The organism is Amycolatopsis sp. NPDC051716 (genome assembly GCF_040681595.1).
In the GTDB taxonomy this organism is placed as follows: Bacteria; Actinomycetota; Actinomycetes; order Mycobacteriales; family Pseudonocardiaceae; genus Amycolatopsis.
Window position 1 is genome coordinate 118977 of record NZ_JBFAZA010000023.1, and the last position, 25948, is coordinate 144924.

Sequence of the window (25948 nt, forward strand, 5' to 3'; positions counted from 1 at the left end):
GATTCAGACCCTAGTCCGATCGACGCCTCAAGGGAGGCCACGGAGGAGCAGCTCACTCAGTTCAGGAGAAGCAGCGGATCGGGCCTTTGTTGTAGGCGAGCATGTCCGTGATGGCCGCGACCAGGTCGATCTGCGCACCCCACTCGGCGCCGTCCAGCTCGGCGTACGCCCGGTGCAGGTTCCCCGGCAGCCGCTCCTGCTCGCTCAGCGACGCGAACTCGCCGAGGTCGGCTTCCTTCGCGGCCTCCAGCGGCGACAGCCCGGCAGCCTTCCCGCGCTCGGCGGTCTGCTGGACGAAGGCGAGGTACCGGTCGACGGTGTCCACCACGTCGAGCCCGCACGGGCCACCGTGGCCGGGCAGGATCACCTCCGGCTCGAGTTCGCGGATCACGTCGAGCCCGGCGCGCCAGCCGGCCAAGGAACCCATCAGCGCGAACGGACTGCCGCCGTGGAACACCAGGTCACCGGCGTAGAGCACGCGCTGCTCCGGCAGCCAGACGAGCACGTCGTTGGTCGTGTGGGCCGCGTGGCCGGGGTGGATCAGCTCGAGGGTGACGTCGCCGGCGTGCACGGTCAGCCGGTCGTCGAACACGACCTCCGGCGGCCGCGACTCGAGCTCGCCCCAGTCGTTGCCGACGAAGATGCCGTCGAACGTCTGGATGCCCTCCGCGACCATCAGCTCGCGCGTCTTGCGGTGGCCGATGATCGTCGCGCCCGCGACCAGGTAGTTGCCGTTGGTGTGATCACCGTGGTGGTGGGTGTTCACCAGCGTCGTCACCGGGCCGCCGGTCGCGGCTTCGACCGTCTCCAGCAGCGCGCGCGTGCGCTGCTCGGTCGAGCAGGTGTCGATCAGCACGGTGTGGTCGCCGGCGTCGACGAACCCGCAGTTGTTGATGTACCAGGAGCCGTCCGGCTGGACGTAGCCGTGGACCTGGTCGGCCAGCCGGGTGACGGCGGCGGCGGAGGGGGAGCGATCGGTCACGCGGCCACTATGCCCGAGACGGGGCTCCGCCGGTTGGCGGAATAATTCGGAATTTCACTGGTCCAGGCGAGTGATAGCGCAGGTGACTGGCATTCTGCGGCGTTTCCTGGAACGCTGCGCGGTGTCATCATCGAGATCCGCAAGGTGAAGCACTAACCTGGGTGGGTTCGATAGTTCGCGTGCGACGGCGGCCGGTGGCCGTCGTCGCTTGGTAGTGGTCCGGGAGAGCAGGGCGATGGCCAGCACCGTCACCTCGCGCCGGAAGCAGCTCGGGAACGAGCTCCGGCATGCCCGCACCGCGGCGCGGATGACACAGCAGCAGGTCGCCGAGGTCCTCGGCTGCACCCAGGGCAAGGTCAACAAGATCGAGTCCGGTGCCGTCGGGGTGAAGCTCGGGGATGTGCGATCCATGCTGAACGCATTCGGGATCAACGGCGAAGAAGCCGACACGCTGATGAACCTGGCGCGGGCCGCCGCCGGGCAGCGCGGCCACTGGTCCGGCTACCGCTCGGTGGTGCCGCACTGGTTCCGCACCTTCACCGACCTGGAACCCGCGGCCGCGGAGATCCTCACCTGGCACGGTGAGCGCATCCCGGGCCCGCTGCAGTCCGAGCACTACATGCTCAAGCAGTTCACCGAGGCCGGCGCGACGGACGTGACGTCGCTGGTCCGCAACCGGCTCGACCGCAAGGCGGTGTTCGAGCAGCAGCAGCCGCCCTACTACCGCTTCATCATCAGCGAAGGCGCGCTGCGGCGGGCACCCGGCGGGTACGCGCCCGCGGTGATGCTCGACCAGGTCGAGCACTTGCTCTCCCTGGAGAAGCACCCGCGGGTCTACGTGCACGTACTGCCGTTCGGCGCGCGGCTGGCCGCGGTGCCCAACGACTTCACGATCATGCGGTTCCCGGACCGCACGCGCGACTTCGTCTACATCGAGCACTCCGCCGGCGGGCTGTACCTCGACGACGTCAAGGACTTCAACATCTTCGTCGACTCGTGGGACCGGCTGCGTGGAGCGGCGCTGGAGCGGCAGGAGACCCGGCAGTTCCTGAAGGAGCTCGCGGAGGGTTACCGCGCCCAGATGCAGCAGCTCCAATAGGGCGAATGGCGGCCTGAACTGTCCCGGGCCGTGAACAACTTTCGGTAGAGTCACTCTGTTGCGCCCGAATCCACCGGAAGTGCCGCCCGAAGGGGACGTCGTGGACCCCGACTTCCTTCCCGATGTCATCGATCTCGACCGCCCGAACATCGCGCGGATCTACGACTGGGCCCTGGGCGGCACCGCGAATTGGGCGATCGACCGGCAGTACGGCGAGCAGGCGGTGCAGGCGTTCCCGCTGGCGAAGGCCCTCGCCCGCGGCAACCGGGACTTCCTCGGCCGGGCCGTGCGCTACTGCCTCGCCGAGGGCATCACGCAGTTCCTCGACCTCGGCTCCGGCATCCCGACCGCGGGCAACGTGCACGAGGTCGCCGACGACTACGCCGACGACAGCCGGTGCGTCTACGTCGACCACGAACCCGTGGCCGTCGCGCACGGGCGGATGCTGCTCGACGAAGCCGGCGACCCCGAGCGCCACGCCGTGCTGCACGCCGACCTGCGGGACGCCGAAGAAGTCTGGGAAGCCGCGCTCGCCACCGGCGTGCTCGACCCGGACCGGCCGATCTGCCTGCTGACCGTGGCGGTGCTGCACTTCCTGCCGGACGTCACCGGCGTCCGCCAAGCCATCCGCGACTACCGGACGCTCCTGGCGCCGGGGTCTGCGTACGTGCTTTCGCACGCGACCGAATCCGGCGTCGAAGGCGAAGAGCTGGAGCAGATCCGGAAACTCGTGAAGCTGTCCGAACGGTCGAGCTCGCCCGCGGTTTCCCGGTCCCTCGACGAGATCGCCGCGTTCTTCGGTACCTTCGACGTCGTCGAGCCCGGGATCGTGCCTGTGGGAGAGTGGCGCCCGGAGCCCGGCGCCGCCACGGTCCCCCTCGCGAGCGTGGTCGGCGGTGTCGGCCGCAAGCCTGGAGGACGCAATGACGACGCAGGACCCCGAAGCCCCTGAAGGCGTGGACCTCGACCGGCCGAACGCGGCCCGCATCTACGACTGGTTCCTCGGCGGCGACGCCAACTGGGCCATCGACCGCCAGTTCGGGGAGCAGGCGGTCAAGACGTTCCCGATGATCAAGACCGTCGCGCGCGCCGGCCGCGACTTCCTCGGCCGCGGGGTGCGGTACCTGGCGCGCAACGGTATCGACCAGTTCCTCGACCTCGGCTCCGGCGTCCCGACGGTCGGCAACGTCCACGAGGTCGCCACGGACGTGAACCCGGACGCGCGGTGCGTGTACGTCGACAACGAGCCGGTCGCGGTCGCCCACTCCCAGATCCTGCTGGAGCAGGAGGGTGTCGCGGGCCGGCACGCGGTGCTGCAGGGCGACCTGCGCGACCCGGCCGACATCTGGAAGCGCGCGCTCGACACCGGCGTCCTCGACCCGAACCGCCCGATCGGCCTGATCATGGTCGGCGTCCTGTACTTCCTCGGCGCCGACGAGCCGGTGGCCGAGACCATCCGGAAGTACCTGTCGCTGCTGCCGGCCGGCTCGTACTTCCTGTCCTCGCACCTGACGAGCGACGGCTTGGAGGAGATGGCCGACGCGGACAGCCGCGAGAAGATCATGAAGCAGTACAACCAGTCCAGCACGCCGCTGCACCTGCGCACGCGCGCGGAGTTCACGTCGTTCTTCGAGGGGCTGGAGCTGGTCGAGCCGGGCATCGTCTACCTGCCGGAGTGGCACCCGGAGGAGATCGAGTCCCGGGCGACCAGGAAGCTCGCGAACGACCCGGCGTTCGTCGGCCACCTCTGCGGCCTCGGCCGCAAGCCGTGACGGCGGCCGCCTACGACGCTATCGCCGTCCAGTACGCGGAATTCGCCGCCGAGGCCTGGGACAAGCACGCGCTGGAGCGGGCGGTGTGGGCGGCGTTCGCGGATTCCGTCCGCGGGCGCGGCCCGGTCGCCGACCTGGGCTGCGGCCCCGGCCACCTGACGGCGCACCTGCGTTCGCTGGGGCTCGACGCGTTCGGCGTCGACCTGTCCCCGGCGATGATCTCGCTCGCCCGGGCCGCCCATCCGGACCTGCGGTTCGAGGTGGGCTCGATGGCGGCGCTGGACCTCCCGGACGCGTCGCTCGCCGGGATCCTGTCGTGGTACTCGCTGATCCACACGCCGCCGGTGGAGGTGCCGGGCTACTTCGCGGAATTCGCCCGAATGTCGGCGTCCGGCGGTCACGTTCTGTTGGGGTGCTTCGAATCCGGCGGCGGCCCGCTGACGCCGTTCGACCACAAGGTGACGACGGCCTACAGCTGGCCGCTGGACGAACTGGCCGGATTCGCCGCCGCGGCGGGGCTCCTGGAGGTGGGCCGGGTGTACCGCGAGCCGGGCGCGGGGGAGCGCCCGATGCGGCACGGCTGCCTGTTGCTCCGGAAACCGTAGCCACGAACGAAAAGAGCCCCGGTTCCGTCAGGGAGCCGGGGCTGTTTCGTGCTGGTACGGCGGTTCAGGCGCGCGAACCGATGCGGCCGCCGCGCATCAGCGGCGTCAGGTCGATCGCGGCTTCCAGCGGGCGGGTCGTGCGAACCCCGTCGGCGTGGCGCCGCAGCGGGAGGTCCTGGTCCGTCGCCCAGGTCGTGGTCTTGCGAAGCGGCGCCTGGATCAGGCTGAAGCCGAAGCGGTTCCGCAGTTCGTTCCCGATGCCCCGGCGGCCACGGTGTTCTTCGTCCTCGCGGCAGAAGAGCGAGTTCACCCGGACGGCCATGTCGTCTACACCCCCAACTCTCGTCGCGGTGCTTCGGCGCCCTGGTGGGAAAACGCTTCCGCACCTCTGGTCCGGACCAGCTCGGTCGCGGCCGTGGCGGCTGCGCGTCCGAAGACGGCGAGCCTGGTCACGGCGAGCGCGCCGGGTGGCGCACTGTCCTCGACGATCACGCTGTTCCTCCCCCATGAGGTCCTGCGATGGCTTGGCTTTGGTTTGGTTCCGGCGCTGGTCGTGCGAACACTTCGGCCCGTCTCGACGACCGCCCGCCGCGAGCAGGCAGTCATTCACCGACACCAGCGCCCCGGCCGATGCGATTAATCCTACTCCTGGAATAATCTTCATGTCGAGGCCGTACTCAGTTGATCACCCGCTTGGCCCTGTGGCTTGCTCCATTGAGACACTGAGTAGCCGGGAGCGGGTGCCTTCGACCAGGTCACGACCGCGCCGCCCAACGATCCTCGGAGGTACGACCCATGGCGGATTATCCGTCGTTCGCGGATTACGATCCGAACACGGCCGTGACCCTGTTCGAAGAGGCCGCCTGGGAGAAGTCGTTCGCCAGCGAGCCCAACGGCGGCAGCTGCGTCGAGGTCAACCTGGGCTCCGAAGGCCTGATCGGCGTCCGCGACACCAAGCTCGCGACCAGCCCCGTCTTCGTGTTCGACACCGCCGAGTGGGAAGCGTTCCTGATCGCCGTCAAGGCCGGGCAGTTCGACCTGCCCGCTTGATCGCCCGTGCCGCGGAAGACAAATGGTGAAGGCCCCCTTCCCCGCTCTCTACGGTGAAGGAGGCCTTCGCGACCGCCCGAATACGTCCGGACGCTCAATGTGAGGGGAATCTCACCCGATTGCCGGAAGCTCCCCGCCGCGCAGCCGGCCGCGGGTCCGGCGCCAGGCCACCACGATGAGCACCACCAGGCCGATCAGCGGCAGCGTGCTGATCGCCCAGCTCAGGCCCATCGGCGGCCCCGGCTGTTCCAGCACCGGCAGCGCGCGCAGCTCGCCGGTGCCGGAGCCGGCGGGGCCGTTGACCGCGAAGCGGAACGTCCAGTCACCCGGCCGCGGCATCGAGCGGACGTCGAGGCCCCACACGTCGAGTTTGCGCGGGTGCCGGACCAGCGGCTGCTTCCGGTTCTGCCCGCCTTCCGGGTTGACCATGGTGAGCGTGCCGGACTTGCCCTCGATCCCGCCGTCGGGGATGAAGGTGAAGTCCAGCGACTGCATGGCTTTCAGCGGCCAGGTGCTGAACCCGACGGTTAGCCCGTACGGCCCGGCCTGCACCCGTTCGGTGTGCACGATGTTGACCGGCTCGTAGGCGTTCGCCGGTGCCGCGGTGGCGAACAGCAGTCCGGCTACAGCGGCCAAGGCCAGCACAACCCGCCTTATGGGGGTTCCGGGTGGCGGAGCCCCCGGCCGGAGCGGAGCTCCGGATGACATTGTCTTACGCATCAGCGGTTTCCCCCTTCTTCGCGGGCGCCAGCAGGCAGAGCATCCCGCCGAACCGCCACCCGGCGAACCCGCCGAGCAGCCCCAGCGCCGCGCTGAGCACGGCGGTCGTCATCAGGTACCAGGCCGGCGGCAGGTGCGCGCCGGTGTAGAGCAGGAAGCGCTGGACCGGCAGGCTCAGGCCGAGCAGCAGCCCGGCGATCCCACCGGCGACCACGGACACCCGGCCCGGGCGCCACCCCCGGCGCCGGCCGGCGAGGTACACCAGTTCCATCAGCGCGGCCACCGGCAGCAGCGCCATCGGCGTCAGCGACGGCATCGCCGGCACACCGGAAACCGCGTCCCGCATCGGCAGGCCGACCAGGTCGGCGTACGCCTGCGCGGCCCACGGCGAGAACCACCAGAACACCGCCTGCACGACCGCGACCAGCGCCGCGGTGCCCACCGCGCCGCCCGGACGGCGGAAGAACCCGGCCCCCACGGCGACCAGCAGCACCGCCATCATCGCCGTCCCGATCGCGACGGCGTCGGCGTAGTCGTCCGGCACCTGCTGCAACCCGAGCGCCAGCACCGGCCCGAAGGTGAGCAGCACGGTCAGCGACGCCAGCGTGCCGAGCCGGCCCCAGCGGTGCTCACGCGCCGCGGCGAACACCGCGGTCGTGCCGATGAGCGACACCGTGATCGACAGCAGCAGCCCGATGTGCGGCGGCGAGTCGATGACCGCGTCGAAGCCGTAGAGTCCGTGCCACCACTGGTCCCACAGGCCGTACAGCAGGAACGTCGCCGCGCCGACCCCGGAGACCAGGTAGCCCAGCGGGGCCGCGAACGTCCGGCCGAACACGTTGACCACGCGGCCGCCGATCCGCGGGTCGACCGGCCGTCCCGCGCGCCGCGCCGCCGTCGTCAGCAGCACGACGGCGAGGCTCGCCAGGCCGACGACCGCGCTGCCCGCGTACAGGAACAGGTGCGGCAGCGTGAAGAACGTGTCCGGCCCGACGTCGTCGTGCCACTGGATGTCCCAGGTGAGCCCGACCAGCGACAGCAGGGACCCGCCGAGCACGACGTTCGCCGGCAGCAACCCCGTTCGCGCCTGTTTCGTCACCGACGTGCTGCGCACGCCGGATGCGGTGAGATCCATTCCCCCTCCTTCTACTTGACCAACACGGGAAAGACGACCTGCGCGGGCCCGCCGGGTCCGCGCAGCGAAACGGTGATCTCCCACTGCCCGGCCATCGGCAGCCCGACGTCCGCGGCGCGGAAGTGGCCGGGCCCGTCCGGCCCGGCGGGCACCGGCGCGAGCGCGTGCCCCATCTGCGCCATGACCGGCGCGACCGTGACGGCTTCGGGCGCGGGCCCGGCCACCGCCACCGCGAACGTGTTGCCGCCGATGCGTGGCTGGTCCGCGGAGAACTGGACGGTGTACGGGCCCGAAACCGCCTGCTGCGTGGTGGAGTCCGCGCCCTTGCCGCCCCACAGCAACCAGGCGGCACCGGCCGCGGCGACCAGCGCGACGAGGGCGATCAGCAACGTCGGGCGTTTCATCGGGCGGCTCCTGTCGTCGGGACGTCGACCACGGCGGGGACGGTGAGCACCTGATAACCGCGTTCGGCCTGCAGCCAGATCCGGTACCGGCCGGGCTCGGCGAAGGTGTAGGTGAAGCTGACGTCCGGGCCGTACGCGGCGACCGTCTCATCAGGACGGTCGAGCTGGCCCGCGACCGGCGGGACCATCGCGTGGACGTGCGCCCACGTCGGGGCCTTGGCGGCGCCTTCGCCGGCGGGGCCGGTGAACGGCCCGGTGACGATCAGGTGGCCGAGCATGCCCAGCCACGGCTGGAGGTCCTGGGCGGGGAAGTGCGCGGTGATGGTGGTGGGCGTCCCCGGGCTGATCGTGAGGTCGACCGGGGTGCCGTCGATGGTCCGCGGTCCGGGCCCAGGTGGTTCGGGTGCGGGAGCCGCGCTGCCCTTCATGTCCACAGTGGACCGGGCGAGCTGGACCCCGCCGCCGCGTCGGGCCAGTTCCGCGGCGACGGCGTACGTGCCCGCTTCCGGATCGGCGAGGCGGACCCGGTAGTCGCCGGGGCCGACGCGCACCGGGTGCAGGTGGCTCAGCCGGCCGGACGGCGAGACCAGTACCAGATGCACGAGCGCGTTGTCGTGGACCAGCAGGTCGTCGACCGGGCGGCCGGTGGCGCCGTCGGTGAGCCGCAGCTTCAGGTCGCCCTGCCGGGCTTCGACGGCGAGGTTCACCGGCGGTCGTGAGTAATCCACTGTGGACAGCCGCGCGTTCGCGTACGGATCGGTGACGTTGTCGAACGTCGGGTCCAGCTGACTGCCGGGCGCGGGCGGCGGGGGAGTGCTCGCCGACAGCAGCGCGCCGGTGACGGCGACGGCGAGCGCGGCGACCACGCCGGCGCCCGGGATGAGCGCGTACGCGGTCCGCCGGGCCCGCACCCCGACGAGCAGGGCGATGAGCAGGAACGCGCCGGCGGCGACGAAGCCACCGTAGGTCGCCTTCTCCCACGGCGGCACCACCCGCGCGGGCACGATGAACGGGATGGTGGCTCTTGGCCCGGCGCCATCATCCAGCGAAAGTTCCCACGGTCCCGGTTTGTCGACTTGGAGATTTCCCGCGTAGACACCGGGGGTGGCGCCGAGGACCACGTCGGCGCGCGAACTCGGGACCCCGCCGGCCGCGACGGCCAGGTGCAGCGTGCCGGGCGCGGTGCCCTGGTGCGTCACGACGTCCACCCGCAGCGGCGACGGTGTCGTGTCGACGCGGCGGATGATCACGGTCAGCTCGCGGGCGCCGAGGGTCTGGGCGACCTGGATGTCGGCGCCGGCCGGTGCGCCGTCGGCGTGCGCGGTGCCGCTGCCGGCCGCGATCCCCAGTACGGCCAGCAGTATCAGCAGCGCTGCTTTCGATTTGCTCCCCATTGTGGGACGAACCTAACCGGCGGGACCGGTGGCGCGCGTCACGGCGGCGAGGGAACTCCGGTCCCCGGTTCGGGGGACTTCAAGCCCCGGGAGTCTCAGGGGCGGAGGAATTTCCGCAGGTGGGCGACCACTTCGGCGGGTTGCTCTTCGGGGAGGAAGTGGCCGCACTCGGCGAGCGCTTCGCCGGTGACGTCGTCGGCGTACTCCCGCCAGATCTCGAGCGCCGGGAGCGTGCCGATCAGGCCGTTGGCGCCCCAGAGGGCGAGGAGTGGCTGGGTGACGCGCTTTCCGGCTTCGAAGTCGGCGTCGTCGAGTTCGGCGTCGTCGGGGAAGGAGGCGCGGTAGTCGTCGAAACCGGCCCGGAGCGCGCCCGGCTGGGAGAAGGCGCGGACGTACTCGGCCTGCGCGTGGGCGTCGAGCGCGTGGCGCTGGTAGGTCCACCGTTCGAAGAAGTAGCCGAGGTAGGCGGCGATGTTCGGCCCGGCCAGGAGTTCCGGCAGGTCGGGCTGGAGGTGGAAGAGCCAGTGCCAGGACGGCTTCGCGATGACGTCGAGCCGCTGCCACATCGCGCGGGTGGGCACGATGTCGAACACGGCGAGGCGGTCGACCTGGTCCGGGTGGTCGAGGGCCCAGCGGTGGGCGACGCGGCCGCCGCGGTCGTGGCCGGAGACGGCCGTCTTGGCGAAGCCCAGGTGGTCGGCGAGGGCGGCGACGTCGGCGGCCATCGTGCGCTTGTCGTAGCCGGACTGGGGTTTGTCGCTGCGGCCGTAGCCGCGCAGGTCGGGGGCGATCACGGTGTGCGTCTCGGCGAGGGGCGCCATGACCTCGCGCCAGCAGTGCGACGTCTGCGGCCAGCCGTGGAGCAGGAACAGCGGCGGGCCGTCGCCGGCTCGCCGGTAGTGCATCCGGATGCCGTTCACGGTGGCCATGCTTTCTAACCGGTTCATGGGGTTAGACGGTACCGCTGCTTCTAACTGTCTTCAAGGGTTAGAGTGAGGGTCATGGAATGGGTCTTCGACGGCGGACGGCCGTGCCTCGACCTCGTCAACACGAAGCGCAGCCGGCACGAAGGGGGGGTGGAGCTGCTGACCGGCCCGGACGCGCTGGCCGAGTGGCTTTCGCTGGCCGGGTTGACGACGGGCCCGGTGCCGGTGACGGCGGGCAACGTGCTGGCGGCGAAGGCGCTGCGGGAGGCGATCGACCGGGTGCTGCTGCCGCCGGAGGATCTGTCTCGGATGGACGTCGAGCTGGTCAACAACGCGGCGGCCTCGGCCCCGGCGCCCCCACCGCGCCTGGCGCTGGTGGGTGGCGTGCTGCGCCGGGAGGTCCCGGCCCCGAAGGACCCGGTGGCGGCGGCGTTCGCGGCCTTGGCGGCGGACGCGATCGACCTCGCCACGAGCGACGCGGAAGTCCGCATCTGCGCGGCCGACGACTGCGGCCAGCGCTTCTGCGACGCCTCACCCCGCCGAAACCGCCAGTGGTGCTCGATGGCCCGCTGCGGAAACCGCGCCAAGGCCCGCGCGCACTACGCCCGAACCCTCACCCGCGACTAACGCCCGCGAGGACACCGCCGTGTCGACCCCCCAATCACGCGAGTTGACCCTCTAATCACGCGAGTTGACCCTCTAATCACGTGAGTTGACCCTTCAATCACGCGAGATGCCCGCCCAGTCACGCGAGTTGACCCCCCAATCACGCGAGTTGACCCCCCAATCACGCGAGATGCCCGCCCAGTCACGCGAGTTGCCCGCCCAGTCACGCGAGTTGCCCGCCAAGTCACGCAAGATGCCTGCCCAATCACGCGAGTTGCGCTCCCAATCACGCGAGTTGCCCGCCCAGTCACGCGAGTTGACCCTTCAGCCACGCGAGTCGGCGCTCCAATCACGCGAGTTGACCTTTCAATCACGCGAGATGACCCTCCGTTCACGCGAGATCGCTCGGCAATCACGCGGGTCGACCCGCCGCGGTCAGAGCCGGGGCTGCGCGCCCGGCCCGTCGCCGCGGACCAAGGCCCGATACACCTTCGGGTGCGCGCGCAGCCACACGTTGAGCTTCCCGACCCACCGCATGGGCGCCGTCCGCACCCAGGCCGGGATCGGCGTGCTCGCGATCCGCACACACCCCGAAAACCGCTCGAACCGCCGCTGGTCCGCATCCGTCCACTGTAGATCAAGCGTTTCCCGCAACGACGGCGGCAAAGTGGCCCGCACCAAGAACATCTGCCCCCGCTGCAAGCCGCGCCACCACGAATCCGGCAGCCCCTTCACCGGCTTCGGCACCGTCCGGATCGTCTCGAGGAGTGTTTCGATCGTGGCGTTCGTCCCGAACCCCGCCACCATCGCGTCGTAGTACCGCTCGAATTCCGCCCAATCCCGCGGCAGATCCCGCTCCCGGACCCCGAGCACCCGCCCGATGTCGCGCATCTGCGCGTAATACTCCGAAAGCTCCGATGTGGACAGTGACCGCCCGAAGAACCGTTGTGCGTCAACCGGTGCCTTCACCAGGGTCGCGTGCACCCACGCGTACGCCGCGGGGTCGAGCGCGCTGTAGCGCCGGCCGTCCGAGATGCCCGTGAACGTCCGGTGCAACGCACGCAACCGGGCGGCCTCCACCCGTGCCCCGGACTCGCCGCCGTAGACGTAGATCGACAGCGACGCGACCGTCCGCATGAGCCGCGTCCAAGGATCCGCCGCGTAGTCCGAATGGTCCCGCACGCCCGCCGCGACGACCGGGTGCGCCACCTGCAGCACCAGCACCTGCTCGGCCAGCAGCGCGTCGCGGAAGTCGCCGAAGTACTTCCACGCCGCCGTGCCGCGGACGACCGGCCGCGCCATCAAGCTCCGCGGAGCAGCATCATCAGGGGCTCGGCCACCGGGGTGTCCGTCTCGCCGGTCGCGAGCCGCCGCAGCTGCAACCCCGCGATCAGCGCCACCACCGGACCGGCCAGCCGGGCAGGCTCCGGGACGCCCAACGCCTCCAGGATCGTCACGGCCAGCTCGTCGTACGCCGCGAAGCAGCGCGAAGAAGCTTCGTGCAGCTCGGGATCGCGGGCGGACTGGAGGTACAGCTCGTGCGCGCCGAGCTCGTCGGCGCCGAACGGCAGCTGGGCGATGACGTGCTCGACGACCGAAGCCGCCTGCTCGAGACTGAGACCCGCCGCGCGGTAGCCGTCGACGATCGCGCCGAGTTTCGCCGTCTCCTCCTCGGCGAACATCAGCATCGCCTCGCGCAGCAACGCCGTCTGGCTCGCGAAGTGGTAGGTCAGCGTGCCGAGCGAGACACCGGCGGCGGCGACGATCCGGCGGTTCGTCAGCCCGCCGACGCCGTGTTCGCCGACGACGGTCAGCGCGCCGCGCAGGATGGCGTCCCGGGTGCTTACCAGCTTGTCTCGGGATGCCGCTCCGGCCACCGTTCGACCTCTTCCAGTTGCGCGGCAAGCGAAATCAGCCGCTCCTCGGCGTGCGACGGGCCGAGCAGCTGGGCCCCGAGCGGGAGCCCGCCGGCCGTGAGCCCGGCCGGGACGTTGACCCCCGGCCAGCCCAGCACGTTCCACGGCCAAGCGTACGGGCAGGCGGCGATCATGGCCTGGTCGGTCTCCCAGCCGGACAGCCCGTCGAACGTGCCGACCGGCGGCGGCGGGGTCGCGGTGGTCGGGGTGAGGAGCACGTCGACGCGGCCGAACACCGAGCCGATCCGCCGGTGCAGGCCCGGCTCGAGGGCGCGGGCGAGCCGCAGCGCGGGCCCGGCCAGGAACCGGCCGTGGCCGGCGTTGCTGCGCGTGCGCGGGTCGAGCCCGGTGCGGTCCGGCACCCGCAGCGTCCAGTCGCGGACGCCGGTGAGCGAACGCGGCAGGAACGTCAGCCCGATCAGCCCGTAGTCCGGCTCGATCTCGACGATTTCGTGACCCAGCCCGGCGAGGGACTCGGCGAGCCGCCGCACGGAAGCTTCGACGACCGGGTCGAGCCGGGTCTTGGTGGCGGTGAACGGGATCCGCGTCGACAGCCCGATCCGCAGCTTCCCCGGCTCGCGCGCGGCGGCCGCGCGGAACACCCCGGGTGTCCCCGCCGCGGCGTCGAGCAGCAGGGCGGCGTCTTCGGTCGTGCGGGCCAGCGGGCCGAGCACGGTCAGGCCGTGGAACAGCTCGCCGTCGGTCGGGATACGGCCGCGCTGGGGCTTGATGCCGACGAGCCCGGTCCACGCGGCCGGGATGCGCACTGAGCCGGCGCCGTCGGACCCGAGCGCGGCCGCGATGACCCCCGACGCCACCGCGGCCGCGCTCCCGCCCGAAGAACCCCCGGGGGTGTGGCCGGGGTGCCACGGGTTGCGCGTCACGCCGAAGGCCGGGCCCTCGGTGAACGGCCACTGGCCCAGCTCGGGGGTGTTCGTCTTGCCGATGATCACAGCTCCGGCCTCGCGCAGCAGCGCGACCGCGGGCGCGTCGGCCGTCGCGCACGGGAATTCGCCGGGGCAGCCGAAGGACGTGGGCAGGCCGGTGAGGTCGACGTCGTCCTTGATCGCGACCGGCACGCCGAGCAGTGGCGCCCGGTCCCCGGCGGCCAGGCGCAGGTCGGCCTCGGCGGCTTCGCGGCGGGCCTCGTCGTCACGCAGGTGGCGGAACGCGTTGAGCGTCGCCTGGCTGGCGTGGGCGCGTCCGAGCGCGGCCGCGGTGAGCTCGGCGGAGGTGACGTCGCCCGCGGCGAGCCGCGCGGCCTGGGCGGCGAGGCCCGTGAAGTCGAGGCTCATAGCGGTCATGGCGGCCCCCGAAGGTTCTCGTTCGTTCGAACGAACGTTACCGGATACCGACGGTTTCCGGCTACTCCTCGATGAGTTTTCGGCCGCCCGGACGTCTACCCGGTCAAACGACTACGTGAGGAGATTCCATGGCCACGGTGCACGCGGGCATGAGCATGTCGCTGGACGGTTTCGTCGCCGACCGCCACGGCGGCACGGCCCGGCTGTCCGGCCCCGCCGCGTCGAACGGCAGCGAGTGGATGACCGACCTGATCCAGGAGACCGGCGCGGTCGTCCTCGGCCGCCGGACGTTCGCGATGGCCGAGGACCCGGACTGGTACGTCGGCAACTACGAGTTCCAGGTGCCGATCTTCGTCGTCACCCACACACCGCCGGCCACGCTGCCCGCGCAGGACGAGCACCTCACCTTCACCTTCGTGACCGACGGGGTCGCGTCGGCGGTCGAGCAGGCGAAGGTGGCCGCGGGGGACCGGGCGGTCAAGGTGATCGGCGCGAGCATGGTCCGGCAGGCCGTGCGGGCCCGGCTGGCCGACGAGTTGCACGTCCAGATCGCTCCGGTGCTGCTGGGTGCCGGGCTGCCGTTGTTCGGCGACCCCGATCTCGACGGCGTCGCGCTGCGTCGGCTCGGCGTGCGTGAAGTCGGGCCGCACACGGAACTCCGCTTCGCGGTGCTTAACCCCCTATAGTGGTTAGAAAGCCGAGCCTGGAGGGCCGATGCCGTTCGACTTCGCCGGATTCCCCGACGCCGCGCTGGCCGCGGTACCCCGCGTCGACCTGGGTGGCTGGCCGACGCCGCTGCACGAAGCGCCGCGGCTCGCCGAAGCCCTCGGCCTGCGGAACCTCTGGCTCAAGCGCGACGACGTGCACCCCCTCGGCGCCGGGGGCAACAAGCTCCGCAAGCTGGAGTACCACCTGGGTGCGGCCAAGGAAGCCGGCGCGGACACCGTGCTCACCTTCGGCGCGCTCCAGACCAACCACGGCCGCCAGACCGCCGCCGCGTGCGCGAAGCTCGGCCTGCGCTGCGAACTCGTGCTCACCGCCAAGGTCCCGCGCGACGGCGAGGCGTACGAACGCGGCGGCAACCTGCCCCTCGACCGGCTCTTCGGCGCGACCGTCCACGTCTGCGCCGACGGCGAGGAAACCGGCCGCACCTACGACCGCCTGGTCGCCGAAGCCGCCGCCGAGGGCCGGAAGGTCGCGACGATCCCAGTCGGCGGCTCCAACGCCCTCGGCGCTCTCGGCTACGTCCGCGCCACCCACGAACTGGCGAAACAGCTGGAAGAACGCGGCATCGAGCGGGCCCACCTGGTCGTCCCGCACGCCAGCGGCGGCACCGCGGCCGGTGTCGCGCTGGGTACCGCGCTCCTCAAAAACCTGGGCGTCGGCATCGCCTGCGTCAGCCACCCGCTCGACGAGGCCACGGAAAACCTCCGCGACCTCGTCGACGGCGCGGCCGAGCTCCTCGGCGTGGAGCCGCCGCCGCTCGCCCACACGAGAATGGGCGATTCCACGCTCGGCCCCGGTTACGGCATCCCGACCGACGCGGTCTGGAACGCCCTACGGCTCTTCGGTCGCACCGAGGGCGTGGTGCTCGATCCGGTCTACACCGGCAAAGTGGCCGCCGCGCTGATCGAATGGGCGGCCCACTTCGCCCCGGACGACCACGTGGTGTTCCTGCACACCGGCGGCATGCCCGGCCTGTACGGCTACACGCCCGAATTCGCGGCGGCCGTCGAAGGCTGATTCCAGCCGGGTCGCCAGCCACAGCAGCGTGCCCAGCAGCACGACGTCGGCGAGCAGCAGCAGCCGCTGCATGACGCCGATCGGGAAGGCGTCGGAGATCTCGCGGAACGGCGTCACACCGGCCTCGCTCAGCCGCACGAACACGAAGCTCAGGGCGAAGAGCGCGAACGCCCCCGCGCTCAGCCGGATCGCCCGCACCAGCGCGACGCGCTCGGGCCGTCCCCGCAGCGGCTCCAGCAGCGAGATCGCCGCGCCGGGCAGGCTGCAGAACGCGACCAGGCACGCGTAGAGGTGGATCTCGCCGCTCACCGGGTCCGGCGCCTCGGGGTAGCTGGCCGGGAAGATCGCGGCCGCGGCCATCCCGAGCGCCCACAACGCGAGCAGCAGCCGGGTCGTCCGCGACAGCGGCACCCCGGCGACCTGCAGCGCACCGAGCACCGCGAGCGACCCGATGGCCAGCGAGAGCACGCTCGCCCCGAGCAGCCCTTCGCCGCGGTCGGTCACCGTGTAGCTCGACAACGTGTCGTACACCGGGTTGCGCGAGCTGACCACGTGCAGCACCACGGCCGTGAACAGGCCCCACCCGATCGCACCCAGCGCCACGAGCCGCCACGGTCTCGTCCGCTTCCCCGCTTCTGTCCCCATGCGCCCAGGGTCTCGGGAAACGCGACCGTCGTGATCAGGGAAGACCCTGAATAACCCCCTGATTGAAATCCACGAGGACGAGCGCCTGGTCGTCGTGCCGCTTGGGCCGGGGCCAGCGTTCGCCGTCCGGATCCTGCTTTTCGGCGGTGCGGACGGCGTCCAGCACGGCGTCGGGCCCGTCCGCGCGGGTGACCGCCAGGACCTCACGCCAGCCGAAGAGCTCGTACTGGTCGACGCCGATGGACACGCCGTCGCTGGCGAGCAGCACCGCATCGACGTCGGCTCGCCGCCAGCTGCGCCGGACCGAGTGCGCGGCGGCGCCCGGGTCGGCTTCGGCGACCCAGAAGCCGTCGTGGGCGTTGCGCCGGCGCCGGACGTCGGCGCCGGTCTGGAGCATCCCGCGCCGCCGCAGCCGGGCGAGCCGGTCGTCCGAGACGACGTCGACCCCGAAGCCGCCGAAGCCGACCACCGGGCTGTCGGCCAGGACGAGCGCGTCCACGCGGTCTTCGAGCCAGCGCACGGCCGCGACGGTGCTGGACGGCGAGCGCTGCGGCCGCAGCCGGTGTTCCGCCGTGAGCGCGGCGATCGCGCTGGTCAGGACCTCGGTCAGGTCGGCTTCCGGGGCCGCGCGGAGGTCGTCGCCGAGGCGCCGGGCCAGCCGTTCGGCGTACCAGCCGCCCGGGGGTTGCGCGGGGTCCGACGAGGTGGCGCCGTCGAGGACCAGGACCGCGTTGTCCAGCACGACGACGTGGTCCTCGGTGGGGCGTGGGTGGCCGTCGGCGCCCACCCCGGCCCGCTCGGCGATCGCGATCTCGGGCATCACCCGACTGTACGTCGCTCCTCCACGGGTTTCGCGCTGAGCGTGTCAACGTGAGTTGACAGTGCCGAGATGTCAACGTAGGTTGACAAGCATGACGGAAGCGACGGATTTGGCCGCCCGGGCGGGTGATCGCGATCCCCGGGTGGGGCTGCGCGCGGTCGCCGCGCTCCGGCGGCTGCTGGAACAACTGGAGGCCGTGCAGGTCCGCAGCGCGCGGGTGCAGGGCTGGTCGTGGCAGGAAATCGCCGCCGAGCTGGGGGTCAGCCGGCAGGCCGTGCACAAGAAGTATGGGAGGCACTGATGTTCGAGAGGTTCACGGCCGACGCGCGGCTGGCTGTCGTCGAGGCGCAGATCGTGGCGCGGGAGTCCGGCTCGGTGGAGGTCGGGCCCGCCCACCTGCTCGCCGGGCTGGTGAAGACCGGCGCCGGTGTGCTCACCGAGCTGGGCATCTCCACCGACGACATCGCGGCGGAGCTGGCCCGCACCCGGCGCCGCGGCGGCGTGAGCGACGCCGACGCCGAAGCCCTCACCGAGTTCGGCATCGACGTCGAGCAGATCGTCGACCGCGTGGAGCAGACCCACGGCGAAGGGGCGCTGGCCGGTCGGCTCGGCCCGGCCAAGCGCGGGCACATCCCCTTCACCGCGCAGTCGAAGAAGACGCTGGAGCTGAGTCTCAAGGAAGCCGTCCGGCTGGGCGACAAGCACCTCGGCCAAGAGCACATCCTGCTCGCGCTGGCGCAGCAGCGCGGCACCGACGACGTGCTCGCCCGGCGCGGCGCGGACTACCAGACGCTGCGCCGGGCCGTGCAGCAGCGCAAGGCGGGTTAGTGACGCTGCTGCGGCTCCTGCTCTTCCCGCCAGGTGGTCCAGGGCAGCAGCGCCTGGGTGAGCGGGCCGATGGCGAGGGCGTAGAGCACGGTGCCGATCCCGACGGTCCCGCCGAGCAGGAAACCGGCCGCGACCACGGTGACCTCGATGCCGGTGCGCACCAGCCGGACCGACCAGCCGGTGCGCCCGGCCAGCCCGGTCATCAGGCCGTCGCGGGGGCCCGGGCCCAGCCGGGCGCCGACGTAGGTCGCGGTCGCGACGCCGTTGAGCGTCACCCCGCCGACCAGCAGCACGATCTGCCACACCAGGTCGTGCTGGTCCGGGAGCACCGCGCGGACGACGTCGACCATGACCGAGATGACCACGACGTTCGCGATGGTGCCGATGCCGGGCCGCTGGCGCAGCGGGATCCACAGCAGCAGCACGGCCACCGAGATCAGGCCGGTGACCGTGCCGAACGACAGGCCGGTGTGCTTCAGGACGCCTTCGGCCAGCACGCTCCACGGCTCGAGGCCGAGGCCGGCGCGGGTGACGAGGGCGACGCTGGTGCCGTAGAGGGCGAGGCCGGCGAGCAGCTGGACGCTGCGGCGGGCGGGGTCACGGGAGATCCGGACGGGCCGGAGGTCGGTCTGAGCCACATCTCCACTATCGACCGCAAGTGGCCTTGTAAACCATAGCCAATTCCAGGATATTGGCCTTATGGAAGCCGGGCTCCCAGTAGGTGGACGCATTTCAGGGCCGCGATTGGCCGTCATGCTGGGCTCGTGGCGGCAAGGCGGCTCCCGGCAGGGGGCGGCCGACCTGGCCGCGGCCATCGAGCTGCAGGTGCTGGACGGCCAGCTCCCGCTCGGCACCCGGCTGCCCGCCGAGCGCGAGCTGGCCGACGCGCTCGGCGCCAGCCGGACGCTGATCGGCGCGGCGCTGGACCGGTTGCGGGAAAACGGGTTCGTCGCGAGCCGCCGCGGCGCGGGCTCGTGGATCGCCGCGCCCGGGCGCCGCCGCCGCGGCCCGCTGGCGCCGGTGGGCGACGGCTCGATCGACTTCACCCATGCGTCCTCGCCCGCCATCCCGGGCACGGCCGCGGCGGTCGACGCCGCCCGCGGCCGGCTCGCCGGCCACCTGGGCGACCACGGCTACCAGGAACGCGGCCTGCTCGGCCTGCGCGAGCGGATCGCGCGGCGCTACACCGAGCGTGGGCTGCCGACGACACCGGCGCAGATCATGGTCACCAACGGCGCGCACCACGCGTTCGTCCTGGTCCTGCGCATGCTCGCCGGTCCCGGCGACCGCGTGCTCGTCGAGCAGCCGACGTACCCGAACGCCCTGGAGGCGATCCGCGCCGCGCACGCGATCCCGGTGCCGGTGGCGCTCGACCCGACCGGGGCGCGCGGCTGGGACATCGCCGGGGTCGACGCGGCGCTGCGCCAAGCGTCGCCGCGGTTCGCCTACCTCGTCGTCGACTTCCAGAACCCGACCGGCCTGCGCCTGGACGCCGAAGGCCGCTCCCGGCTCGGGACCGTGCTGGCCCGCGCCCGGACGCCGGTCGTGGTGGACGAGACGCTCGTCGAACTGGACCTGGAGGGCGATCCCCTGCACGGGCCGCCGCCGCTCGCCGCGTTCGCCGGCGACCTGGCCATCTGCGTCGGCTCGGCGTCGAAGACGCACTGGGGCGGGCTGCGGCTCGGCTGGATCCGCGCGTCGGAGGACCTGCTCGGCCGGCTGGTTTCGGCGCGTTACGCGGTCGATCTCGGGTCGCCGGTGTTCGAACAGCTCGTGCTGACCGAGCTCATGGCCGACGAAACGTTGCTGGGCCGTCGGCGCGAGGAGCTGCGCGGTTACCGCGATGCCCTGGCCGCCGCCGTGCACCGGTACCTGCCGGACTGGACGTTCACGCTGCCGGACGGCGGCCTGTCGCTGTGGTGCCGCATGCCGGAGCCGGTGAGCTCACGCCTGGCGGTGGCGGCGGCGAGCCACGGCGTCCAGGTGGCGCCGGGTTCGCGCTTCGGCGTCCACGGCGGGCTGGAGCGCTGGATCCGGCTGCCGTTTTCGCTGCCACCGGACCGGATCGACGAAGCTGTCCGGCGGCTGAGCGCGGCCGAAGCGTCGGTCCGCGGCACCCCGGCTTCCCTGGACGCGCCCATCGCATGAACGAACCGGTGCGCTGGATGCGAGCCCGCTCCCAGGGATGGGCGGCGTTCATGTGCATCCAGCGCACCGGTTCGTGTTCCACACGACCCGCTCACGGACGTGACCCCGTTCGCGGGTACCGCGGCTTCCCGGCACAGCCCCTCGACGTGCCGGGAAGCCGGCGGCTCAGGTGCGCTCGCGGTACTGCGAGTCCTCGCTCGGCGCGGTGAGCAAGGGCTCCCGGAGCGCACCCGGTGTGGGTCCCGGCGCCGCGGGGGCAGCGCGGCGCCGGGACCGGGATCCGACCCGGCCGGGCGCGGTCGGCCGGTCGGAAAGTTTGTGGGTTCGCATGGTTTCGCCCCTGGGGTACGTCGGACGCGGCAACGCGTCACGAGACGTGAAAGAGCCACGGATTCCGGGCTGGAGCTGGGGAAACATCACGCCTCAACGGCGTGCGGGTGCGCCTTGATGATCTTGATTTGGACGCACTTGTCCCCGGCTGCGCGGTCGGGCGTCAGTCGGGGGAGGTGGTGGGCAGGGCGGCTTCCCTGCCCGCGCCGTCGACTTCGTGGTCGCGGCTGGTGCCGATCAGCTTGAGCTGTGTGGTGGTGACGTCGTCGGTGTGGACGGCGAACGCGTGGCGGGCGCCGCCGGGGCCGTCGTGGCCCGGGGCCGCGGTGGGGGCCGGCGCGCTCGGCGCGGTGGTGCCGCCGCCGGGCAGGCCGGGCGTGGAGTCGCCGCCGCCACCCGTGGCGTGGGTGCCGGAGTCGCGCGGCCGCTCGTGGACCACCGGCAGCGAGTCCGCGTGCTGGAGGACGACGAAGCGCGTGACCACGACCCGGGCCGCCTGCTGCGGGTCGGCCGTCGTGGGAACCGGAACGGCGGCCGGGACGACGGTCTCGGCGACCGTGGCCGGCGTCTGGGTGACGACGGCCGCCGTCACGCCGGGCACGACCGCGATGACGCCGCCGGAGTTCGAGCCGCCGAGCACCGGGCCCAGGATGTCGTCGAGGGGCAGCAGCACGGGCCCGCCGGGGTTGCCCGTGAGCGGCTGGGTGAGCGGCGCGAGCACGGTGTGGGAAAGCGTGTCCGTGACGGCGCCGACGGTGCCCGTGACGGTGGAGAGCGTGCCGCCGACCACGTCCAGGACGCCGCCGAGGAGCCCGCCGAGCAGGTCGCCGCCGGTCGAAGTGGTGGTCTTGGCCGGCGCGGCCGGCTCGTCGGCGGTGTCCTTTGTGGTCGCTCCGCTGACCGCCTTCAGCGTGCCGCCGACGAGGGAGCCGAGCAAGTTCCCGCTGGAGGCGGTGGCCTTCGGTGCTTCGGAGCTGTCCTCGGAGATCGCCTTGGTCGTCGACTTGGTAGTCGGCTTGGCGGGGGCTACGGTCTCGGCGGCGGTCGAGCCGTCCGACGTCGTGGCGGCGGGCTCCTCGGTGGAAGAGCTTTCCGAGGCGACCGGCTCGACGGCGGGGTCGCTGTCCGGCGTGGTGGCCGTCGCCTCTCCGCCGGCCGAGCTGTCCTTTGTGGTCCCGTCCGCCTGCGGCTCGTCCGCCGCGGGCGGTTCGGCGCTGTCGGCCTTCGGCTGCCCCGCGCAGGTGGCGGCCCCGGTCTCGTGGTGGCCCTTGCGGTGCCTGGCGTGCCAAAGCGGCTTCACGGCATGGTCCACAGTGGAGACCACGGGCGCTTCGGGGCACGCCGGCCGGTCGGCCGCCGATGCGGTGCTGCCGGACAGCGCGGCGCCGAGCAGCCAGCCCGCGAGGGTCAGCCCACCGGCGACCAGGATCTTGGCGGCGGGCCGCTGCAGCGAGGTCGTCCACGGGCGCGGCGCCCGGGCGCGCGCGTGCAAGGTTTCCGGTTCACCGGGGGTGAGCGCAGGCCGAACGGGAGCGTCGCGGCGCGCGTCCGCCGTGCTGCTCACCGCCACCACCACCGTCCGCGCCTGAGGCTTCCGCGATTTCCGCTCGAGCCTGTTCTTGCTGGGGTCTTTCTCCGGCCAGGTCGCAGTTCCCCCGGGGCTGCACTCGTTCTAGCACCGCTCGAAGTCTTTCATCTCTCCCGCGTTCGATCCAGCCCGTAAGGACCAGCAGCCCGCCCGGGCAACGCATCTGCGGCCGACAAGTTGATCACTCTCAGTGCCGTTCGGGTGTTCGCTTACGGCCATTCGGACGAGTTCTGCAATTTGCACGTTTCCGGTTGACCTGATGTTTCCGGGCGGCCGGACGCGCTTTGTGTCGAGTCGGTTCCGCTCGGTGCGCGGACTGCGGGTGCGGCCGCGCGACCGGAATTGGCCCGGGATGGGGGCCGGCGCTGGGCCGAACGGGGTCCCCCACGCGGCTTCGCTTGTCCTGTGCCGAAACCGAGCGGCTCGAACCGGTCCGGGATCCGGCTGCGGTCCGTGATCACGTCGGTCTCGACCGGCCGCCCGCGAGACGTCCCGTGTGGTCGGTGCTCGCCAGGCGGAGTTCCGCGGCGAGAGCGTGCCGTGGCCGCTGCGGTCGTCGCGGGGAGCAGTCACCGTGGTCGCGGAGAGTGACAGCCCGGAGCGGCAGGGGGTGGCGCGCGGTCAGGCCCGGTCGGCCTCCGACGCGTCGGCCGAGACCGCGCCTGCTCCCGGTGCCCCGCCGGAACGGCCGCGAAGGACGTCTACTCAGCCGGAGCGCGATGATCAGACCAGTTTGCGCAATCGGGTGATGGCCTCGTCGATGACCTCGTTGCGCTTGCAGAACGCGAAACGCAGCAGGTGGTTCCACTCGTCCGGGTGATCGGTGAAGACCTTCACCGGCACCGCGGCCACCCCCACCCGGCCCGGCAGTTCCCAGGCCAGATCGGCGGCGTCGGCGAAGCCGAGCGGCCGGACGTCGACGCAGACGAAGTACGTGCCCGCCGTCGGCCGGACGGCGAACCCGGCATCCGCGAGGCCGGCCGAAAGCCGGTCGCGCTTCTCCTGCAGCGACGCGCGCAGGCCGTCGACCCAGGGCAGCTCGTGGTCGAGCGCGTGCGCGACGGCGGGCTGCAGCGGCCCGCCCGACACGAAGGTCATGAACTGCTTCGCCGCCTTCACCGCCGCGACGAGCTCCGGCGTCGAGCAGACCCAGCCGATCTTCCAGCCGGTGCAGTTGAACGTCTTGCCGGCGCTGGAGATGCTCACCGTCCGCGGCCGCATGCCGGGCAGCGTGACGAGGGGGATGTGCTCGACTCCGCTCGACACGTCGAAGACCAGGTGCTCGTAGACCTCGTCGCAGATGGCGATCAGGTCGTGGTCGACGCACAGCGTGGCGAGCGCTTCCAGTTCGGCGCGGGTGAAGACGGTTCCGGTCGGGTTGTGCGGCGAGTTGACCAGGATCGCCCTGGTCCGCGGCGTGACGGCGGCGCGCAGGCCGTCGACGTCGAGGCCGAACCGGCCGTCCGGGCCCTCGACCAGGCCGACGACCCGCCGCTCGGCCCCCGCCATCGCGACCGCGGCGGCGTAGGAGTCGTAGTACGGCTCGATGACGATCACTTCGTCACCGGGCTCGGTCAGCGCCAGCAGCGCTGCCGCAATGGCCTCGGTCGCGCCCGCGGTGACCAGGATCTCGGTGTCCGGGTCGTACTCGGTGCCGTAGCGCTGCCGGTGCCGCGCGATCGCGGCCCGCAGCTCGGGCCGCCCGGGCCCCGGCGGGTACTGGTTCGCCCCGCCGAACAGGGCGTTCTTCGCCGCTTCGAGCATCCCGGCCGGCCCGTCGGTGTCCGGGAAGCCCTGGCCGAGGTTGACGGCGTCGTGCCGGACGGCGAGCGCCGTCATCTCGGCGAAGATGGTCGAGGTGAACGGCCGGAGCCGGGGGACGAGAGCAGGTTCGCGCACGATCAGCCATCCTCACGGACAATGGCGATGTGGAGCAACTGACCCCCGCGAAGGTGACGCCCGCCGACCCACCGGGCGGCGCGGCCGGTGAAGAGGAAAAGCGGCGTGCGCTGCGCAAGATGAAGCTCGTCGCGCTGTCGTTCCTGGTCGGCGCGACGCTCGTGTTCCTGCTGACCAGCTGGGCGCAGTCGGCCGGCTGGCCGGGCTGGGTCGGCTACGTGCGCGCCGCGGCCGAGGCCGGCATGGTCGGCGCGCTGGCCGACTGGTTCGCCGTCACGGCGCTGTTCCGGCACCCGCTCGGGCTGAAGATCCCGCACACGGCGATCATCCCGAACAAGAAGGACGCGCTGGGCAGCAGCCTCGGCGACTTCGTCGGATCGAACTTCCTCTCCGAGGAGGTCGTGCGCGACAAGCTCAAGCGCGTCGAGATCGCCCGGCGGCTCGGCGGCTGGCTCGCCGAGCCGGACAACGCCGAGCGCGTGACGTCCGAGCTGGCCACGGCCGTCCGCGCCGCCGTGAAGGTGCTCCGCGACGAGGACATCCAGGCGATCATGGAGCAGGCCGTCGCGCGCCGGATCATCGACAAGCCGTGGGGCCCGCCGCTGGGCAAGATCCTGCAGGGCGTGTTCGCCGACGGGGCGCACCACAAGCTCGTGGACCTGATGTGCGACCGCGGCTACGAGTGGGTGCGCGACAACCACACGACGATGCTGCGCGTGGTGTCGGACCGGGCGCCGAGCTGGTCGCCGAAGTTCGTCGACGAGATGCTGGCGGACAAGGTCTACGGCGAGGTGCTGTCCTTCGCCTGGGCGGTCAAGACCGACGTCAACCACCCGATGCGGCTGGCGCTGGACAAGTTCCTCGGCGAGTTCGCCCAGGACCTGCAGACCAACCCGGACGTGATGGCCCGCGCCGAGCAGGTCAAGGGCCAGATCGTGCACCACGAAGAGGTGCAGCGGCTGATCGGCTCGGCGTGGAGCACGGCGAAGGAGATGCTGCTGACCGCGGCCGAGGACCCGTCGAGCGAGCTGCGCCGGCGTGTCCGGCTCGGGCTCACCTCGCTCGGGCAGCGGCTGATCACCGACGACCAGCTGCGCGCGAAGGCCGACGGCTGGGTCGAGGGGGCCGCGGCGTACCTCGTGAAGAACTACTCACGGGAGATCACCACGATCATCACCGACACGGTCGAGCGATGGGACGCCGAGGAGACGTCCCGCAAGATCGAGCTCCAAGTGGGCCGCGACCTGCAGTTCATCCGGATCAACGGCACGGTGGTGGGCGCGCTCGCCGGCCTCGTCATCTACGCCGTCGCGGAGCTGCTGTTCTGAGGAGCTTGGTCATATACCACACCTGAGGGACCTTCAAACCAGTTGTCCACAGGAAGCTGAGTTATCCCCGGGGTTATCCACAGGTTTTCACGGTGATGGCCTAACGGCTGTCCACAACGTATGGGGGCGGGGCGGTCCGAGGCGTGGATATGTGGTGCTCCGTCCCCAAGTTGTCCACAACCGTCCGAGTGTCCGCCGCTCGGATGAGGGCTTCTCAGCCCGCGGCGGCGCGGGCGCGCCAGCCGCGCGCCTTCTCGCGGTTGCCGCAGACGCGCATCGAGCACCACGTCCGCGAGCGGTTGCGCGACTCGTCGTAGAACGCCCACAGGCAGGTGTCGGCGGGGCAGATCTTCAGCCGGATCCAGTCGCCGCGCACGACCAGGCGCGCGCAGGCCGCGAACACCGCGCCCACGACGTCGTCCGCGACGAGCGCCGGCCCGTCGGCGGTGAGGGAGATCCGGGTGCCGACGTCGACGCGGCCGCCGGGCAGCCGCGGGTCGCCGATCGCCGCGCGCAGGGCGTCCCGCGCCGCGCGTGCTTCGCCGGCCGGATTCGCCGCCAGCTCGTGCGCGGCCGCCCACTCGTGCCACTGCCCGGGATCTTCGAGCAGGTCGGTGCCCTCTTCGACGTTGACCGTGTTGAGGAACTCCACCACCAGGGAGGCGTCGGTGTGCACTTACCGAGTGTACGGCGGTTGCCTTCGGGT

At 71.8% G+C, this 25948-nt stretch carries 27 protein-coding genes and 1 pseudogene; 12 read left to right on the forward strand and 16 right to left on the reverse strand.

Annotation, left to right across the window (positions count from 1 at the left end):
• Positions 1 to 61 precede the first annotated feature (61 nt).
• On the reverse strand, positions 62 to 982 hold the full coding sequence (locus AB0M30_RS29455; RefSeq protein ID WP_364590015.1) for an MBL fold metallo-hydrolase: 921 nt from the start codon (positions 980 to 982) through the stop codon (positions 62 to 64).
• Positions 983 to 1217: 235 nt separating this feature from the next.
• Here AB0M30_RS29455 and AB0M30_RS29460 point away from each other — a divergent pair, with 235 nt between their 5' ends.
• The 4 genes from AB0M30_RS29460 to AB0M30_RS29475 all read left to right on the forward strand — a co-directional run bounded on the left by AB0M30_RS29460 (position 1218) and on the right by AB0M30_RS29475 (position 4458).
• Complete coding sequence (locus AB0M30_RS29460; RefSeq protein WP_013222333.1) at positions 1218 to 2081, forward strand: helix-turn-helix transcriptional regulator; 864 nt, start codon at positions 1218 to 1220, stop codon at positions 2079 to 2081.
• Between the two features lie 100 nt (positions 2082 to 2181).
• The gene (locus tag AB0M30_RS29465) at positions 2182 to 3033 is read left to right on the forward strand and encodes an SAM-dependent methyltransferase (RefSeq protein ID WP_364590018.1); all 852 of its coding nucleotides are present in this window, start codon (positions 2182 to 2184) and stop codon (positions 3031 to 3033) included.
• Entirely contained in the window at positions 3005 to 3853 is an 849-nt protein-coding gene (locus tag AB0M30_RS29470; RefSeq protein WP_364590021.1) for an SAM-dependent methyltransferase, read from the forward strand. Before AB0M30_RS29465 ends, AB0M30_RS29470 begins: the two co-directional genes overlap by 29 nt.
• A complete protein-coding gene (locus AB0M30_RS29475) occupies positions 3850 to 4458 on the forward strand; it encodes a class I SAM-dependent methyltransferase (protein ID WP_364590024.1) in 609 nt (202 codons plus the stop codon). Before AB0M30_RS29470 ends, AB0M30_RS29475 begins: the two co-directional genes overlap by 4 nt.
• Before the next feature lie 64 nt (positions 4459 to 4522).
• On the opposite strand, the gene AB0M30_RS29480 is transcribed toward AB0M30_RS29475, so the two are convergent.
• Positions 4523 to 4780 carry a hypothetical protein gene (locus tag AB0M30_RS29480; RefSeq protein ID WP_360178141.1) on the reverse strand — a complete coding sequence of 86 codons (258 nt, stop codon included), beginning with the start codon at positions 4778 to 4780 and terminating at the stop codon, positions 4523 to 4525.
• Positions 4781 to 5253: 473 nt separating this feature from the next.
• On the opposite strand from AB0M30_RS29480, the gene AB0M30_RS29485 reads away from it, so the two are divergent.
• Positions 5254 to 5508 carry a DUF397 domain-containing protein gene (locus tag AB0M30_RS29485; RefSeq protein ID WP_103341780.1) on the forward strand — a complete coding sequence of 85 codons (255 nt, stop codon included), beginning with the start codon at positions 5254 to 5256 and terminating at the stop codon, positions 5506 to 5508.
• A 111-nt stretch (positions 5509 to 5619) separates the two neighbouring features.
• Here AB0M30_RS29485 and AB0M30_RS29490 read toward each other — a convergent pair whose 3' ends face one another.
• The 5 genes from AB0M30_RS29490 to AB0M30_RS29510 all read right to left on the reverse strand — a co-directional run bounded on the left by AB0M30_RS29490 (position 5620) and on the right by AB0M30_RS29510 (position 10108).
• The gene (locus AB0M30_RS29490) at positions 5620 to 6165 is read right to left on the reverse strand and encodes a hypothetical protein (RefSeq protein WP_364590123.1); all 546 of its coding nucleotides are present in this window, start codon (positions 6163 to 6165) and stop codon (positions 5620 to 5622) included.
• Positions 6166 to 6220: 55 nt separating this feature from the next.
• Positions 6221 to 7363, reverse strand: coding sequence for a hypothetical protein (locus AB0M30_RS29495; protein WP_364590027.1), 1143 nt, complete (start codon positions 7361 to 7363; stop codon positions 6221 to 6223).
• A gap of 11 nt (positions 7364 to 7374) precedes the next feature.
• Positions 7375 to 7767 carry a FixH family protein gene (locus AB0M30_RS29500; RefSeq protein WP_364590030.1) on the reverse strand — a complete coding sequence of 131 codons (393 nt, stop codon included), beginning with the start codon at positions 7765 to 7767 and terminating at the stop codon, positions 7375 to 7377.
• Positions 7764 to 9161 carry a hypothetical protein gene (locus tag AB0M30_RS29505; protein ID WP_364590033.1) on the reverse strand — a complete coding sequence of 466 codons (1398 nt, stop codon included), beginning with the start codon at positions 9159 to 9161 and terminating at the stop codon, positions 7764 to 7766. The genes AB0M30_RS29500 and AB0M30_RS29505 overlap by 4 nt, the downstream gene beginning before the upstream one ends.
• A gap of 95 nt (positions 9162 to 9256) precedes the next feature.
• Entirely contained in the window at positions 9257 to 10108 is an 852-nt protein-coding gene (locus AB0M30_RS29510) for an alpha/beta hydrolase (protein WP_364590036.1), read from the reverse strand.
• A 54-nt stretch (positions 10109 to 10162) separates the two neighbouring features.
• On the opposite strand from AB0M30_RS29510, the gene AB0M30_RS29515 reads away from it, so the two are divergent.
• A complete protein-coding gene (locus AB0M30_RS29515) occupies positions 10163 to 10714 on the forward strand; it encodes a CGNR zinc finger domain-containing protein (RefSeq protein WP_364590039.1) in 552 nt (183 codons plus the stop codon).
• A 414-nt stretch (positions 10715 to 11128) separates the two neighbouring features.
• On the opposite strand, the gene AB0M30_RS29520 is transcribed toward AB0M30_RS29515, so the two are convergent.
• The 3 genes from AB0M30_RS29520 to AB0M30_RS29530 are packed head-to-tail and all read right to left on the reverse strand — an operon-like array spanning position 11129 to position 13913.
• On the reverse strand, positions 11129 to 11995 hold the full coding sequence (locus tag AB0M30_RS29520) for an oxygenase MpaB family protein (protein ID WP_364590042.1): 867 nt from the start codon (positions 11993 to 11995) through the stop codon (positions 11129 to 11131).
• Positions 11995 to 12570 carry a TetR family transcriptional regulator gene (locus AB0M30_RS29525; RefSeq protein ID WP_364590045.1) on the reverse strand — a complete coding sequence of 192 codons (576 nt, stop codon included), beginning with the start codon at positions 12568 to 12570 and terminating at the stop codon, positions 11995 to 11997. Before AB0M30_RS29525 ends, AB0M30_RS29520 begins: the two co-directional genes overlap by 1 nt.
• Positions 12537 to 13913: an amidase gene (locus AB0M30_RS29530; RefSeq protein ID WP_364590048.1), complete on the reverse strand. Its 1377-nt coding sequence runs from the start codon at positions 13911 to 13913 to the stop codon at positions 12537 to 12539. Before AB0M30_RS29530 ends, AB0M30_RS29525 begins: the two co-directional genes overlap by 34 nt.
• Before the next feature lie 128 nt (positions 13914 to 14041).
• Here AB0M30_RS29530 and AB0M30_RS29535 point away from each other — a divergent pair, with 128 nt between their 5' ends.
• On the forward strand, positions 14042 to 14599 hold the full coding sequence (locus AB0M30_RS29535; RefSeq protein WP_364590051.1) for a dihydrofolate reductase family protein: 558 nt from the start codon (positions 14042 to 14044) through the stop codon (positions 14597 to 14599).
• A gap of 28 nt (positions 14600 to 14627) precedes the next feature.
• Positions 14628 to 15656 carry a D-cysteine desulfhydrase family protein gene (locus AB0M30_RS29540; protein ID WP_364590054.1) on the forward strand — a complete coding sequence of 343 codons (1029 nt, stop codon included), beginning with the start codon at positions 14628 to 14630 and terminating at the stop codon, positions 15654 to 15656.
• A 78-nt stretch (positions 15657 to 15734) separates the two neighbouring features.
• Here AB0M30_RS29540 and AB0M30_RS29545 read toward each other — a convergent pair.
• Both AB0M30_RS29545 and AB0M30_RS29550 read right to left on the reverse strand, forming a co-directional pair.
• Positions 15735 to 16301, reverse strand: a pseudogene (locus AB0M30_RS29545) (DUF998 domain-containing protein); the annotation flags it as partial.
• Between the two features lie 34 nt (positions 16302 to 16335).
• Positions 16336 to 17121, reverse strand: a complete 786-nt coding sequence (locus AB0M30_RS29550; RefSeq protein WP_364590057.1) for a protein phosphatase 2C domain-containing protein — start codon at positions 17119 to 17121, stop codon at positions 16336 to 16338.
• A gap of 91 nt (positions 17122 to 17212) precedes the next feature.
• On the opposite strand from AB0M30_RS29550, the gene AB0M30_RS29555 reads away from it, so the two are divergent.
• Both AB0M30_RS29555 and AB0M30_RS29560 read left to right on the forward strand, forming a co-directional pair.
• Entirely contained in the window at positions 17213 to 17422 is a 210-nt protein-coding gene (locus AB0M30_RS29555; RefSeq protein WP_014154112.1) for a sigma factor-like helix-turn-helix DNA-binding protein, read from the forward strand.
• Positions 17422 to 17949, forward strand: coding sequence for a Clp protease N-terminal domain-containing protein (locus tag AB0M30_RS29560; protein ID WP_364590061.1), 528 nt, complete (start codon positions 17422 to 17424; stop codon positions 17947 to 17949). Before AB0M30_RS29555 ends, AB0M30_RS29560 begins: the two co-directional genes overlap by 1 nt.
• Here the strand turns inward: AB0M30_RS29560 and AB0M30_RS29565 are convergent.
• Positions 17946 to 18587, reverse strand: coding sequence for a hypothetical protein (locus AB0M30_RS29565; protein ID WP_364590064.1), 642 nt, complete (start codon positions 18585 to 18587; stop codon positions 17946 to 17948). The genes AB0M30_RS29560 and AB0M30_RS29565 overlap by 4 nt on opposite strands.
• Before the next feature lie 61 nt (positions 18588 to 18648).
• Here AB0M30_RS29565 and AB0M30_RS29570 point away from each other — a divergent pair, with 61 nt between their 5' ends.
• Positions 18649 to 20097 (forward strand): PLP-dependent aminotransferase family protein, encoded by a 1449-nt coding sequence (locus AB0M30_RS29570; protein WP_364590067.1) that lies wholly within the window; start codon positions 18649 to 18651, stop codon positions 20095 to 20097.
• A 493-nt stretch (positions 20098 to 20590) separates the two neighbouring features.
• Here the strand turns inward: AB0M30_RS29570 and AB0M30_RS29575 are convergent, their stop codons facing one another.
• Positions 20591 to 21991, reverse strand: a complete 1401-nt coding sequence (locus AB0M30_RS29575; RefSeq protein ID WP_364590070.1) for a hypothetical protein — start codon at positions 21989 to 21991, stop codon at positions 20591 to 20593.
• Positions 21992 to 22738: 747 nt separating this feature from the next.
• On the reverse strand, positions 22739 to 23914 hold the full coding sequence (locus tag AB0M30_RS29580; protein WP_364590073.1) for a pyridoxal phosphate-dependent aminotransferase: 1176 nt from the start codon (positions 23912 to 23914) through the stop codon (positions 22739 to 22741).
• A gap of 29 nt (positions 23915 to 23943) precedes the next feature.
• Between AB0M30_RS29580 and AB0M30_RS29585 the strand changes: the two genes are divergently transcribed.
• The gene (locus tag AB0M30_RS29585) at positions 23944 to 25242 is read left to right on the forward strand and encodes a DUF445 domain-containing protein (RefSeq protein ID WP_364590076.1); all 1299 of its coding nucleotides are present in this window, start codon (positions 23944 to 23946) and stop codon (positions 25240 to 25242) included.
• A 214-nt stretch (positions 25243 to 25456) separates the two neighbouring features.
• Here AB0M30_RS29585 and AB0M30_RS29590 read toward each other — a convergent pair whose 3' ends face one another.
• A complete protein-coding gene (locus AB0M30_RS29590; protein ID WP_364590079.1) occupies positions 25457 to 25918 on the reverse strand; it encodes a CGNR zinc finger domain-containing protein in 462 nt (153 codons plus the stop codon).
• Positions 25919 to 25948 lie beyond the last annotated feature (30 nt).